The following is a 13989-nucleotide window of genomic DNA, read 5'->3' as shown; positions in this document are numbered from 1 at the left end:
ATCCGGACAAAGAGCACCGGGATCGTAGCGGATGGGTGAACTGAACCCGAAGGTAGAGCGCGGTGTGCTACCTGCGCCCGTGACCATCCAGGATCCCCGAAACCCGACCCGACGGCAACTCGAAGCGAGGCGCGATCCGGCGAACCCCCTGCTCGCCCGTCGGAAACCGGTACCCACACCGAAGCGACGCCACTGAGCCGCCGCGCCATCGGCTGTCTCGACGGCAGTGTTCTAGTTGTCCCGGTACCGTCACAAGTGGGTAAGCCAACGGCGGAGGAGCACGCCATGAACGACATTCCCCCGAACGAAGTCGGACGCAGACTGCGCGAGATCCGGGCGTGGCGCGGGCAAAGCCTCGAGGTTGTCGCGGGCCTGGCCGGGATCAGCTTCGGTTATCTCGGACGGCTCGAGCGCGGGGAGCAAGCCCTATCCAACAGGGCCACCCTCGAGGCGCTGGCCCGGGCGCTGCGGGTATCACCATCGGAGTTTTATCCGGCGCCCTGGCAGGCGGGTTCACCTGCCGACGGCAATGAAGCCGCCCATGCCGGAGTCGTGGCGATCGAACGCGCGCTCGATGTGTACGAGCTCGGAGAAGACCCAGGAGGCACGGTCCGTGACTGGCCCGCGATCACCGCAGACCTGAAGCGGCTGGCCGACTCCCAGCAACGCGCCGACTACGCCGAACAGGCGCGTGTGGTACCGGAGTTCCTGGCCGAGTTGCACGCGGTCCATGCCCGCTCACCCGAACATCGGCGCGACGCGCTGCTCGGCATGATCCAGTGCTACTCGGCGGCGATGTGGGTCACCAAGCGACTCGGCGGGCGGGGCCTGCCGCTGCTGGCAGCCAAAGCCGCGCAGGAGTGCGCCGCTCTACTGGAATCGCCCGCATGGGCGGGGTTCACCACCTGGCTCCGTGGTGATGCCACCGGCGGGCTGTCGCGTCCCGAGCAGTACCGGCGTGCGGTGCGCTGCATCGATGAACTGAACCCGCACCTCGACGACGGTGAGGTACTGCAAGCGTCCGGAATGCTGCACCTGTCGGCGGCGCTCGCGTCAGCAGTCCAAGGCGACCGATCCACCGCCGACACGCACTTGAACGAAGCCGCCGCACTGGCCGGGCGCATGGACACCGAGACCGGCGCGTTCGGCCGCATGTGGTTCGGCGCACCGAACGTAGGAATCTGGCGCGCATGCATCGGACTGGAGTTCGGAGACGGTGCGAAGGTGGCCGAGAGTGCGCGCGGAGTCGATGTTGCCACGATCCCCAGCAAAGCTCGGCAAGCGGAGTTCTACATGGAAGTCGGTCGCGCGTTGCTGACCGATCCCACCAGCCGCGACAAAGGCGTTCAGGTACTTCTGCGAGCCGAACAGCTTGCGCCGCAACGTGTCCACGCCGATGTACTCGCCCGCGAAGCGGTCGCCGACGTCCTCCGCTCGGCCCGTCGCGACGCCGGGGGACGCGACCTGCGCGGGCTGGCCTGGCGATTGGGAATCGCTCCCGATCTCGCACCCGAGAACTGATCGAATCTCCGACCCCGGGCCGGACGCCGAGAAAGCGTTGACCGCGGCAGCTGCCGGATGACGCGGAGATACAGGACGCGGCGCTAGCCGAAGTACTTGCGGAACCACGCCGTGAGTTCGGCTTCGCTCTTGGGTCCCGGATCCGGGTGATCGGCGCGCAGTGTGCAGAAATGCGCGGTGATCGCGAACTTGTTGTGCACCAGGAACAGGCAACTGGGCCCGAGCGCGGGATCGTCGGCCGGGTAGCAGAAGAAGCGGCCGAGAACGTTGCCGTCCTGTCGCCACACGTCGTCGCCCGGCTCGCCGCGACCGCACACATGGCCCGAGAACTGCCCGCGGTTCGCCTCGTACAGGTACGTCGCCGACTCCTGGTTCGGGAAACCGTAGAACTCCGCGGTCGGGAACCCGGCCTTCGTGCCACAGGTCAGCACCGCGTTCACCGAGCCGGGCGGCGGATCGGCGTGCCTGCAGTTGGCCGGGCCGAAATCACCGGTCAGATGGTTGAGCACCGCACGATCGGCTTCGGTGTAATAGTCCGGATCTCGGGCGGTATCGGGCGTGCGGAACGCGCCGCCGTTACGCGCGGCGACGTAGTCGCGGTATGCCTTCTCGGCCGGGTCCCAGATGTACACCGCGACCGCCATCGACTGCTCGTCCGTGACCAGCAGCCCCGGCCGTGGCATCGCGGGATCGTCCACCTTGCTCATGAAACAGGACTTGCGACCGACTTCCTCGCCGTCGCGCAGCATCGGTCCGTCCTGGCCGGGCGGGTCGCCGGAGCAATTGCGTCCTTGCAGGCCGCCCAGCAGCGTCGAGGTGTAGCCGCGCAGTTGGTCGACCGTGCGGAACCGCAGGAATCGTGCCGCGGGATTGCTCGCAGCCGGATTCGCGGTGCAGAACACGACGGCGACGGTAGGCGGGTTGGGGTTCTCGTGCACGCAGTTGGCCCGTTTGTAGCCCGACGAACCGACCAGCGACAGCAGATCGACGTCCGGGCCGTACGGGGCGCTCGCGTCGGGCACGGCGGCGCCCGTGGTGGGGCGGGTCAGCTCCCAGCCGAGGAAGCCGAGGACGGCGGCCAGCAGGATGACGCACAGCAGGGCGAGCAAGCGCAGCAGGCGTCGGCGGCGTGGTCGCGGCCCGTCGTGCTCGCGGCCCGGCTCCGGCGGACCCGTCGTCGCGCCCGGCCGGTTCCCTGGCGGACCCGCATCGGTCGGCGGACCGCCGTCCTCCGGCTTCGCGGGCTGCGCGGGCGAACGGCCGGTGGTCGCCTCTGTCATCGCCGCCTGCGCGGCCGCCCCGAGCTCACCTGCCGTGCCGTACCGCGCCTGCGGGTCTTTGGCCATGCCGCGCGCGACCACCGCGTCCAGCCGGGCGGGCAGTCCGGGCCGGGACGAATGCGGCCGCGGCGGCGGCTCGAACAGGTGCGCCGAGACGATCTGCGCCTCGGTGTCCTTAGGGTACGGTCGCGATCCGGTCAGGCACTCGTACAGCACGCAGGTCAGGGCGTAGATGTCGGCGGCGGGCGTGACCGCGCGGGAGTGGAACCGCTCCGGCGCCATGTAGTGGAACGAGCCGATCGCCGAGCCGGTGCTGGTGAGGCTCTCGGCGCTGGCCGACTGCGCGATTCCGAAGTCCACCAGGTAGGCGAAACCGTCCGGGGTGAGCAGGATGTTGTCCGGCTTGATGTCCCGGTGCACCAAGCCGTCGGCGTGCGCGGCGTCCAGCGCGGCGGCGACCTGCCGCACGATCGCGATCGCCCGTTCCGGCTCCAGCGCCGCCCGCTCGGTCAGCAGCGCGCGCAAGCTGTCGCCGCCGACCAGCCGCATATCGATGAAGAGCCTGCCGTCGATCTCGCCGTAGTCGTGGATCGGGATGATGTGCGGCTCCTGCAGCCGCGCCGCGACGTGCGACTCGCGCCGGAACCGTTCCCGGAACACCGGGTCGTCGTGCAGACGCTCGGGCAGCACCTTCAGCGCGATGGTGCGGTCCTTCACGGTGTCGTAGGCCTCGAACACTTCCCCCATGCCGCCACGACCGATCAGGCGATCCAGGCGATACGGCCCGAATCGCGACCCCACCTCGAGCGTATGACGTCGTGTGGTCATCTCGTCCTCCGTGACGGGGACCCGGAGGGTGTCCGGCGCGGACCGAGCCGAACGCCTTCCCGGGGCCGTGACCCGGGTTCCTGCGCTCAACTCTAGAGCGCGGCCGACCGCTTCGGCAGGCATATCGCGCAGCGGGCCGGTCGGCCGCCCATTCGCGGTCCACAGCACGTCGGCGCAGGTCCGCCGACGTGTGATCGGCCCGCCCGGCCAACTCCTCGACCGTCCAGGGATGCACCGGATCGTCGTGCATATAGCGCAACGTGACGGAGATGGACCGGTCTGCCTGCGCCGCCGCTCAGCCGGTCGGTCCGCAGTGGGCCTGCCCGTCGTACCAGGCGCGCGGGATGTACAGCAGCAGCGTGTTCAGCAGGCCGGTCACGACCACGTCGGTCCCGTGGCCCGGCCGCTCCAGCCAGGCGGGCACACCGCAAACTCGTCCTCGCCGAACTTCGCCGCCGCGGCGTGGATCCGGTGCGGGTCAGCCGGGACTTCGACCGGCTGCGGGCGGCCGCGGCCTAGACCGGCCTGCCGGATACAGCGGTCCGCGTGGCCGGGCTCGGCGACGCCGCGCTCGCGGAGGGGACGACCCGCACCCGTTGCGGCGGTCGCGGCTCGTCCGAGCCGCCGTCAACCCTGCGCCCCGGGCGGGCGCGGACGGCGGTGCAGGGCGAGCTGGATCTCCAGTAGCAGGCGATCGGCGGGGTCGTCGAGGTTCATGCCGAGAATGTCCTCGACCCGGCGAAGCCGGTAGCGCAGCGTGTTCGGATGCACGCACAGCGTCGCGGCGGCGTCGCGCACGTCGCCGTGCGCGCGCAGATAGGTCTCGACGCTCTCGCGCAGGCTCGCGGAATGCTTGCGGTCGTAGTCCAACAGCGCTTGCAGCCGGGGATCGCGCAATTCCGCCCGCGCCCCGACGAGATCGAGCACCTCACCGAGCAGCACCGCCGTCCGCGCCTCGGCGAGGGTGGTCACCCGGTTCCCGGTTGATGCCACGACGGCGCCGTTCAGCACCCGATCGACCTCGGCGCGTGCGGCGGCCACCCGGCCCAGATCCGGGACCGGGCAAGCGATCGCCGCCGACAACCACAGCGAGCGCTTCGTTTCGAACTGCTCGATCAGCTGCCTGGTCCAGGCCGTCACCGCATGCGCGGATCGATAGCCGGGCAGCAGCACGTAGACACGCTCACCGATCGTGGTGGTCACCGAGTCAGCGCGAAAAGAGCTGGCGTGCAGGCGGAGAACGTTGCCCAACGCGGCAGGTTCGGTGACCGACGACTGCTCGGCGGGCAGGAGAGCGAACCCGATCACGGCCGCCGGACCGGTCGGCGGCAGGTGCAGCGCGTCCGCCACCACCGCCGCGTCGACCGGCGCCCCACCGGCGCCGAACAGCCGCCGAATCCAGAGCGCCTCGGTGGTGGGCGCGTCCAGGCTCCGGGAGATCAGGCGAGCCGCGATGGCCGCCGCGCCGCGCAGGATCTCGGCCGCGTCCGGTTTGAACGGCCGATCTCCCTGCTGCAGCCAGATCGCACCGAGCACCGGTGGCACGTGGGCATCCCCGTCCGCGGGACGGCGGATGCCGATCACCAACCTGCGCTTGATGTTCAGCTCGTCGTGCGCGGGCACGTCGACGACCTCGTCGGTGTCGCGGAGCCGATCGAACACGCCCCATTGCCGCAACAGGGCCAGGTACTCCCGCGGTCCTTCCCGGCCGAGAATCGAGCGCACACGCAACTGGTCGGCGTTCTCGTCGGACGCCGAGTACGCGAGCACGTGCGACCGCGGATCCTCGATCGACACCATCCCGCCCGCGTGGTGCGCGATCATCTGCGCCAGCTCGAACAGGTCGATGTCCGCGGCGACCTGCTCACCATCCCCGGCCACGTTCCCGTCCTTCGGCCAACTCGACAACGCACTTGTCCCATCTTTGTCCGACTGGCTCATTCTCCGGGCAGTTTTCCGGTGTTGACTTCCCTCTACCGGAAAATCACCTAAATAGCAGGAGGTCTCATGGACGCCGTCGTGGCCCCACCCGCGCCGGTCAACGAACCGGTGGGCAGTTTCGCGCCGGGCACGGCGGAACGCGAACGCCTGCGGGTCAAACTGGCCGAACTCGCCGCGACGCCGACCGACATCGCGAACGTCATCGGCGGCGTGCACCGAGGCGGTCACGGCGAGCGCGTCAGGGTGGTGCAGCCGCACCGGCATGCCGCCGTCCTGGGTACGGTCGCAACGGCCGGACCGGGCGAGGTCCGCGACGCCATCGCGGCGGCGACCACCGCGGCGCCGGATTGGCGTGCGCTGTCCTTCGCCGAGCGCGCCGCGATCTTCCTGCGCGCCGCCGATCTGCTGGCCGGGCCGTGGCGCGAAACCATCGCCGCCGCAACGATGCTGGGCCAGTCCAAGACCGCGTACCAGGCCGAGATCGACACCCCGTGCGAGCTGGTCGACTTCTGGCGGTTCAACGTGCACTTCGCGCGCCGGGTCCTGGCCGAACAGCCGATGTCGGCGCCCGGGGTGTGGAATCAGATGGACTACCGCCCGCTCGAGGGCTTCGTCTACGCGATCACGCCGTTCAACTTCTCCGCCATCGCGGGCAATCTGCCCACCGCACCCGCGCTGATGGGCAACACCGTCGTGTGGAAGCCGGCCCTCACCCAGTCGGTGGCGGCCTACTGGACGATGCGGCTGCTGGAAGCCGCGGGGCTGCCGCCGGGCGTGATCAACATGGTGCACGGCGCCGGACCGGAAGTGTCGGAGGTGGCGCTGGCCGATCGCCGCCTCGCCGGCATCCACTTCACCGGGTCCACCGCCACCTTCCGGCACCTCTGGCGCACCGTCGCGGCGAACCTCGACCACTACGACACCTATCCGCGCCTGGTCGGCGAGACCGGCGGCAAGGACTTCGTCGTGGCACACAGCTCGGCCGATCCCGAGGTGCTGAGCACGGCACTGATCCGCGGCGCGTTCGACTACCAGGGCCAGAAGTGCTCGGCCGCCTCCCGCGCGTTCCTCCCGCGATCGCTGTGGGACCGGATGGGTCGCGAGTTCATCGACCGGGTGGCCGCACTCAGCTACGGTGACGTCACCGACTTCGGCCACTTCGGCGGAGCGCTCATCGACCGGCGCGCCTTCGGCAAGAACACCGACGCCCTCGCGCGCGCCAAGGCGACGCCCAGCCTGACCATCGCCACGGGCGGCCACGCCGACGACAGTGTCGGCTATTTCGTCGAGCCCACCGTCCTGCTCGGCGACGACCCCGCCGACGAGGCGTTCTGCACCGAGTACTTCGGGCCGATCCTGGCCGTGCACGTCTACGACGATTCGTCCGGCGGCTCGTTCGAGTCCACGCTCGACGTCATCGACCGCGGCTCGCCCTACGGCCTGACCGGCGCGGTCATCGCCGAGGACCGGGCGGCGATCGGCACCGCCGTCGAGCGGTTGCGCTTCGCGGCGGGCAACTTCTACGTCAACGACAAACCCACCGGCGCGGTCGTCGGACAGCAACCGTTCGGCGGGTCGCGTGCGTCGGGGACCAACGACAAGGCAGGCTCGGCACAGAACCTGCTGCGCTGGACCTCCGCTCGCACGATCAAGGAAACCTTCGTCCCCGCGACCGACCACCGCTACCCGCACCAGGAGTTGTGATGGCCTTCTCCGGACTGCTGCGGCCCGCCGTCCTGGCGGCGTCCCGTTCCCCGCGCCTGGAACGCGCGATCACCCGCATGCCGAGCACCAAGAAGCTGGTCGACCGTTTCGTCGCGGGTGAGACCGAGGACGACGCGGTCGCCGCGTCCTCGGCGCTGCTGGGCTCCGGCCGCTTCGTGAGCATCGACTACCTCGGCGAGGACACCACGACTCTCGACCGCGCCCGCGGAACCGTCGCGCACTACCTGCGGTTGCTGTCGGCGCTGGGTGAACTCCGGGCGGTCGACGAGACGCCGGTGCCTCGACTGGAGGTTTCGCTGAAACTGTCCGCGCTGGGCCAGTCGCTGCCGCAGAACGGGTACGCCATCGCCCGCGAGCACGCCTACGAGATCTGCACGGCGGCGAAGGCGGCAGGCGTTTGGGTGACCGTGGACGCCGAGAACCACACCACCACCGATGCGACGCTGGCCATCGTGCGCGAGCTGCGTCTGGATTTCCCGTGGCTGGGCACGGTCTTGCAGGCCTATCTCAAACGCACCGAGCAGGACTGCCGGATCTTCGCCGGGCCCGGCTCACGGATCCGGTTGTGCAAGGGCGCCTATCGCGAGCCCGCGTCGGTGGCCTATCAGAGCCGATCCGCGGTGGACGAGTCCTACCTGCGTTGCCTGCGGGTTCTGATGGAGGGCAAAGGCTACCCGATGATCGCCACACACGATCCGGCGCTGATCGAGGCGGCGTTGGGCTGCGTGCGCGAAAGCGGCAGGAAGGCGGGCGATTTCGAGTTCCAGATGCTGCACGGCATCCGCGACGCCGAACAGCGCCGCCTGGCCGGAGCGGGCCACGCGCTGCGCGTCTACCTACCCTACGGCGACCAGTGGTACGGCTACTTCATGCGCAGGCTGGCCGAGCGCCCCGCCAACATCGCGTTCTTCCTGCGCTCCTTCGGCCGCGACCGCTGAGAGTAAGAACGGGCGGCTTACGATACTCGACCACAGTCGCGAAAGCCGACCGTAGAATGCCTGTACGCGGTGGCTCGCCTACCGCGTTACCCAGCCGAACACCTGAACCTATTCACCCGCTACCGGCAGACTTTCGCCGCAGCTTACGGCGTCACGCGACCACACCGGCCCAACACCCGGTATCGAGCGAAGCGAGACCGAGCATGCGCCGTTCGCGCTGAAAAAATCAACACACCAAGGATCTTCATGTCCCTCGCGCAGTTACGCGGTCAGATGACGCGCCGGAAACCGCTCGGCGAAGTCGAGGAGGAGGCCGCCCCGGCCGACGAGCAGCTGTCGCGGTCGCTCGGCCTGTGGCAGCTCACCGCGATCGGCGTGGGCGGCATCATCGGCGCGGGCATCTTCACCTTGGCGGGCGCGGTCGCGCACTCCGTCACCGGGCCGTCGGTGTTGATCTCGTTCCTCATCGCGGGTGTCGCCAGTGGCGCCGCCGCGCTGTGTTATGCCGAGTTCGCCGGGATGATCCCCAAGGCCGGTTCCGCCTACACCTACGGGTATGTCTCACTCGGCGAGATCGCGGGCTGGTTCATCGGGTGGGATCTGCTGCTGGAGTACATCGCGGTCGCGGCGGTGGTCGCCATCGGCGTCTCCGGATACTTCAAATTCCTGCTGGAGCAGGTCGACGTCACGCTGCCGGACTGGATGATGGGCGCCTCGGGCACCGGCGAAGGCCACGTGATCGATGTCTTCGCCGTCCTGTTCTGCCTCGGCACGGCCTGGCTGCTGTCGCGCGGCATCCGCAGTGTCGGCCGGTTCGAGACCGTGGCCGTCGGCATCAAGGTCGCCTTGGTCGTGCTGATCGTGGTGCTCGGTGTGTTCCATATCGACAGCTCGAACTACACCCCGTATTTCCCGTTCGGCGCGGGGGCGGTGTGGACGGGCGCGGCCACGGTCTTCTTCGCCGTGTTCGGCTACGACGCGATGAGCACCGCCGCCGAGGAATCCACCGAGGGCAAGAAGCACCTGCCCAAGGCGATCATCTATTCGCTGGCCATCGCCATGGTGCTCTACGTGCTGGCCACCCTGGTGCTGACCGGCATGCAGAAATACACCGAGATCAGTCCGACCAGCGGGTTCTCCACCGCGTTCGAGTCGGTCGGGCAGCCGGGCGTGGCGAACATCATCGCGGTCGGCGCCATTGTCGGCATCGTCACCGTGGTGCTCACCTTCATGCTCGGCGTCACCCGGGTCTGGTTCGCGATGAGCCGCGACGGGCTGCTGCCGGAGTGGTTCGCCAAAACCCATCCGGTCCGCAAGGTGCCCACCCGGGTGACCTGGATCGTCGGTATCGGATCGGCGCTGATGGCCGGGTTGCTGGACATCACGGTGGTCGCCGAGCTGACCAATATCGGCATCCTGATGGCGTTCATCGTGGTGTCCGTCGCGGTGATCGTGCTGCGGCGCACCCGCCCCGACGAGCCGCGCGAGTTCCGGCTGCCGTTCATGCCGGTCGTGCCGCTGATCGGCATCGGGTTCTCGGTGTACCTGATCTGGTCGCTGCCGTGGGAGACCTGGGTGCGTTTCGCGATCTGGCTGGTCGTCGGCCTGATCGTCTACTTCGCGTACTCGCGCACCCACTCCAAGCTGGAGCGCACCGATGCCGCCACGATCGAGGGCCCGGCGACCGGGCGCGACCGATAACCGAACGGGCTCGCCGGACGGATTGATTGCGGAATCGTCGCTCGACTGCATACGGTCGGGGTGTCGGCATCGGCGGCCCGGAAGGAGCGGTAGCGGATGGATCTCCAAGAGGTCGTCTCGTCGGGCGTACTCGAGCAGCGCGAGCTCTTGGCGCAGGGCGCGCTCTCCGCGGAGCAACTCGTCGAAGCGACGCTCGACGGGATCGATGCCGCCGCGGATCTCGGCGCCTTCACGCGCGTCCTGCGCGAGGAGGCCAGGGCCGAAGCGGTCGAGCGGGACCGTGAGCGGGCGGCGGGCGGCGCGGTCGGCCCGTTGCACGGGGTGCCGATCGCGGTGAAGGACGAATTCGACGTCGCGGGCGTGGTGACCAGCTTCGGTACCCGGGCGAACGCGACGCCGGCCGTGGCGGATGCCGAGGCGGTGCGCAGGCTGCGCGCGGCCGGGGCGGTCATCGTCGGGAAGACCGCGATGCCGGAATTCGGGCAGTGGCCGTTCACCGAGTCCAGCACCTTCGGCGTGGCCCGCAATCCGTGGGACCCGAGCCGCTCCACCGGCGGATCGAGCGGCGGGTCCGCCGCCGCGGTGGCGGCCGGTCTGGTGCCCGCCGCGCTGGGCGGCGACGGCGGCGGATCGATCCGGATCCCGGCGGCGTGCTGCGGGTTGTTCGGGCTCAAACCGCAGCGTGGGCGCGTGCCGATCGCGCCGAACGAGCACCTGTGGTGGGCGCTGGGTGTCGCCGGACCGCTCACCCGCGGCGTGCTGGACTCCGCCGTCGTCTACGACGTCATCCGTGGCGCCACCCGCACCGACCGATTCCGTGCGCCGGACCCGGACCTCTCGTTCGAGGCGGCGGCGCGTGGACCGGCCCGGCCGTTGCGCATCGGCTACAGCACCAAATCCCCCATTCCACTGGTGAAACTCGATCCGCAGCACGTGCGCGCCGTCCGCGACACCGCGAGACTGCTCGCCGAGCTGGGCCACACGGTCGCGGAGATCGACCCCGACTACCCCGATTCGACCCATGCCTTCTTCCCGCAGTTCTTCGGCGGCGTGCGCGCCGAACTGGCCGAGGTGGACCATCCGGAGCTGCTCGAACGCCGCACCAGGCAGACGATCGCGCTCGGCGCCTGGGCGCGCGGGCCGGTCGTCGAGTGGGCGATCCGGCGGGGCGAGGCGGTACGGCGCAAGGCCGATCGGATCTTCACCGAGTGCGATCTGCTGCTGACGCCGACCATCGCGATCCGCCCGCCGCTGCTCGGTGTGCTCGACGGGGCGAACACAGCGCGCGCTCAGCTCGCCTCGGTTCCGATGGTCGCCTACACCGCGATCTGGAACGTCACCGGCCACCCCGCCGCGTCCGTGCCCGCCGGTGTCGGCGACGACGGGCTTCCCTTGTCGGTTCAGCTGGTCGCCCCCACCAACGGCGAGACGACGATCCTCCCGATCGCCGCGCAACTCGAGCAGGCGCGGCCACAGCCCCGTCCGGTGCTCCGCTCCGCCCGATAGCCGAGGAAGATCCGCTCGGACGGCCCCGCCACTCGGCACGGCCGCAGCGGCGTCGTGATTCGGCGCGAGGCGGTGAGCGCCGTTGGCTGCGGTCACCGTGGCGTAGGCATGGCGGTGATGCCGGAGGTCGGCAACGATCGTCCGCACCATCTTCGGCGTGCGTTCGGCAGATCCCGTTCGTCGACCACCTCGCAAACCCGCCGCGAACCGGTGGCTAAGATACAACTTGTGTCTAAGACGTATTCATCGGCTGAACAGGCTTATCGTGTCGTGAAGGAGCGCATCCTCGCCGGCGCGCTGGCCGGGGGCGAGCTGATCAGCGAGGGCGAGATCGCCGCCGAGCTGGGCACCTCCCGCACGCCGGTGCGCGAGGCCTTCCTGCGGCTGGAGACCGAGGGCTGGATGAAGCTGTACCCCAAGCGCGGCGCGCTGGTGGTACCGATCCCACCCGACGAAGCCGAGCACGTCGTGCATGCCAGGTACGTGGTGGAGACCGCGGCGGTTCGCGGCGCGACCGCGACCGACACCGGCATGCTGGTCGACGCGTTGCATTCCTCGATCCAGCGGCAGCGCGACCTGGCCGCCGCGGGCGACCTCGACGGATTCGCGCTCGCGGACACCGACTTCCACCGCACCTACGTCCTCGCCGCTGGCAATCCGCTGCTGTCGGGTTTCTACGACTGGCTGCGTGAACGCCAGCGCCGGATGAACAGCGTCGCCCTGCGCCGCGGCCCGGTCGACATGACCCGGATCATCGAGCAGCACGCACGGCTGGCCGAGCTGATCGCGGCGGCGGAGGTCGACGGGTTCGCCGACGCACTGGTCGAGCATCTGTCCGGCGTCCACCAGCTGGAACTACGGAGCCGGTGATGGCGACACTCACCGTCACCGCGCCCGGTGACCGGGTCGTCTCCAGTCCGTGGCGCGGGGTCGCCGCCGCGATGTTCACGATCGCCTGGGGCGGCAACGAGTTCACGCCGCTGCTGGTGATGTACAAGAGCGACGGACTGGCGGCCACGACCGTCGATCTGCTGCTGTTCTATTACGTGCTCGGCATCGTGCCCGCGTTGCTGATCGGCGGTCCGCTCTCGGATCGCCACGGCCGCCGCGCCCTGCTGCGGCCCGCACCGCTGATCGCCGCGGCCGGATCACTGCTGCTCGCGTTCGGGTCCGCGTCGGTACCGCTGATGTCGGCGGGACGGGTGCTGTGTGGCGTCGCGCTCGGGTTGGCGATGGCGGTCGGCGGCAGCTGGCTCAAAGAGCTGGCGCAGCCGCCCTACCGGCCGGAGCTCGCCGCGGGCACGGGTGCGCGTCGCTCCGCGATGAGCCTCACCGGTGGTTTCGCGGTCGGCGCAGGCTGCGCCGGGGTGCTCGCGCAATGGGCGCCGTGGCCGAATACCTTGGCGTACCTGATCAACGTAGCGCTGTGCCTGGTCGCCGCCGTGTGGGTCAGGCGGGCGCCGGAAACCGTCCCGCCCCGCCGCGATCCGCGGCGGCTCCATGCTGACCTGCGGATTCCCGCGACCGGTCACCGCCGGTTCCGCATGGTGGCGATCCCGGTCGCCGTGTGGCTGTTCACTTCCGCCGCGACGGCGTACGCGGTGCTGCCCGCGCTGATGGCACCGCAGGTCGGCGCGGCGCCGATCGCGTTCTCCGCCGTGGTGTGTGTCATCACGCTGGGCTGTGGCTTCGCGGTCCAGTCCGTCGCGCGCCGGATCGATCGGCCCGGCACCGCGCGGGCGGCCGTGGTGGCGCTGACCTCGGTCACACTCGGGATGATCCTCGCCGCGGCGGCTTCGGGCCTACTGACCCTGTGGGCGACGCTGGCCGCCGCCGCGGTGCTCGGCGCCGGTTACGGCATCGGCCTGGTGGCCGGGCTGCAAGAGATCGAGCGCATCGCCCGCCCCGACGATCTCGCCGGGCTGACCGCGGTGTTCTATTCGGCCAGCTATCTGGGTTTCGGCGTCCCGGCCCTGCTTTCGTTCCTGCACGAAGCCGTCGGCCTCGGCTATCCGGCGATGCTCGGCGCGGGCGCGCTGGCGGCGGCCGGATGTCTGACGCTGATGCTGCGCGACTACCGAGCCCGACCGTCACCCGAGGGCGGTCTCACCCCTTCGGCGTCAGCAGCACCAGCGGAATCTCGCGCGTGGTCTTCGTCTGATAGTCGGCATAGTTCTTCGCCGCGGAGGTGACGCGGGGCCACAGCGCGGCCCGTTCCTCGGCCGTGGCCACCCGAGCCGTCATGGGCACCTTCGGGCCGCTGCGCACCGACACGACGACGTCCGGGTTGTCGCGCAGGTTCAGGAACCATGCCGGGTGCACGGGGTCGCCGCCGCGCGAGGCGACGATGACGTAGGTGTCGCCGTCGACGACCGGAGCGGTGAGCATCACGGCGTGCGGCCTGCCGGATTTGCGGCCGATGGTCGTGAGCTCGAGCGACGGCATGCCCGCGAAGTCATTGCCCACCTTCCCGAGGCTGATCTTCAACAGGACACGATGCGCCGTATTCATGGCCTTCAGCGCGAAATTCGAGGGCATGCGATCCTCAC

The 13989-nt window shown here is 69.8% G+C and carries 11 protein-coding genes; 7 read left to right on the top strand and 4 right to left on the bottom strand.

Annotated elements, in window-relative coordinates; translation table 11 throughout:
* Nucleotides 1-285 precede the first annotated feature (285 nt).
* The gene (locus ON19_RS37895; RefSeq protein WP_043704343.1) at nt 286-1521 is read left to right on the top strand and encodes a helix-turn-helix domain-containing protein; all 1236 of its coding nucleotides are present in this window, start codon (nt 286-288) and stop codon (nt 1519-1521) included.
* Nucleotides 1522-1604: 83 nt separating this feature from the next.
* On the opposite strand, the gene ON19_RS43510 is transcribed toward ON19_RS37895, so the two are convergent.
* From ON19_RS43510 to ON19_RS37885, 3 genes are all read right to left on the bottom strand, one after another.
* A complete protein-coding gene (locus tag ON19_RS43510; RefSeq protein WP_083899988.1) occupies nt 1605-3629 on the bottom strand; it encodes a serine/threonine-protein kinase in 2025 nt (674 codons plus the stop codon).
* Between the two features lie 295 nt (nt 3630-3924).
* A complete protein-coding gene (locus tag ON19_RS44365) occupies nt 3925-4053 on the bottom strand; it encodes a hypothetical protein (protein WP_255218462.1) in 129 nt (42 codons plus the stop codon).
* Between the two features lie 203 nt (nt 4054-4256).
* A complete protein-coding gene (locus tag ON19_RS37885) occupies nt 4257-5510 on the bottom strand; it encodes a PucR family transcriptional regulator (protein ID WP_043704341.1) in 1254 nt (417 codons plus the stop codon).
* Between the two features lie 126 nt (nt 5511-5636).
* Here ON19_RS37885 and pruA point away from each other — a divergent pair, with 126 nt between their 5' ends.
* The 6 genes from pruA to ON19_RS37855 all read left to right on the top strand — a co-directional run bounded on the left by pruA (nt 5637) and on the right by ON19_RS37855 (nt 13632).
* Complete coding sequence (gene pruA, locus ON19_RS37880; protein WP_043704339.1) at nt 5637-7274, top strand: L-glutamate gamma-semialdehyde dehydrogenase; 1638 nt, start codon at nt 5637-5639, stop codon at nt 7272-7274.
* Nucleotides 7274-8233 (top strand): proline dehydrogenase family protein, encoded by a 960-nt coding sequence (locus tag ON19_RS37875; protein ID WP_043704337.1) that lies wholly within the window; start codon nt 7274-7276, stop codon nt 8231-8233. The genes pruA and ON19_RS37875 overlap by 1 nt, the downstream gene beginning before the upstream one ends.
* A 246-nt stretch (nt 8234-8479) precedes the next feature.
* Nucleotides 8480-9934 (top strand): amino acid permease, encoded by a 1455-nt coding sequence (locus ON19_RS37870; RefSeq protein ID WP_043704335.1) that lies wholly within the window; start codon nt 8480-8482, stop codon nt 9932-9934.
* A 96-nt stretch (nt 9935-10030) separates the two neighbouring features.
* Complete coding sequence (locus tag ON19_RS37865) at nt 10031-11440, top strand: amidase (RefSeq protein WP_043704333.1); 1410 nt, start codon at nt 10031-10033, stop codon at nt 11438-11440.
* A gap of 228 nt (nt 11441-11668) precedes the next feature.
* Nucleotides 11669-12310 (top strand): GntR family transcriptional regulator, encoded by a 642-nt coding sequence (locus ON19_RS37860; protein WP_043704655.1) that lies wholly within the window; start codon nt 11669-11671, stop codon nt 12308-12310.
* Entirely contained in the window at nt 12310-13632 is a 1323-nt protein-coding gene (locus ON19_RS37855; RefSeq protein WP_051169768.1) for an MFS transporter, read from the top strand. The genes ON19_RS37860 and ON19_RS37855 overlap by 1 nt, the downstream gene beginning before the upstream one ends.
* Here ON19_RS37855 and ON19_RS37850 read toward each other — a convergent pair.
* Nucleotides 13547-13978 (bottom strand): nitroreductase family deazaflavin-dependent oxidoreductase, encoded by a 432-nt coding sequence (locus ON19_RS37850; protein WP_043704650.1) that lies wholly within the window; start codon nt 13976-13978, stop codon nt 13547-13549. The two genes, ON19_RS37855 and ON19_RS37850, sit on opposite strands and share 86 nt — an antisense overlap.
* Nucleotides 13979-13989: the final 11 nt, after the last annotated feature.

Source organism: Nocardia abscessus NBRC 100374, from assembly GCF_000308455.1.
GTDB classification, from domain to species: domain Bacteria; phylum Actinomycetota; class Actinomycetes; order Mycobacteriales; family Mycobacteriaceae; genus Nocardia; species Nocardia abscessus.
The sequence above is the reverse complement of the archived record's forward strand: the minus strand, read 5'-3'. Positions and strand labels throughout refer to the sequence as shown.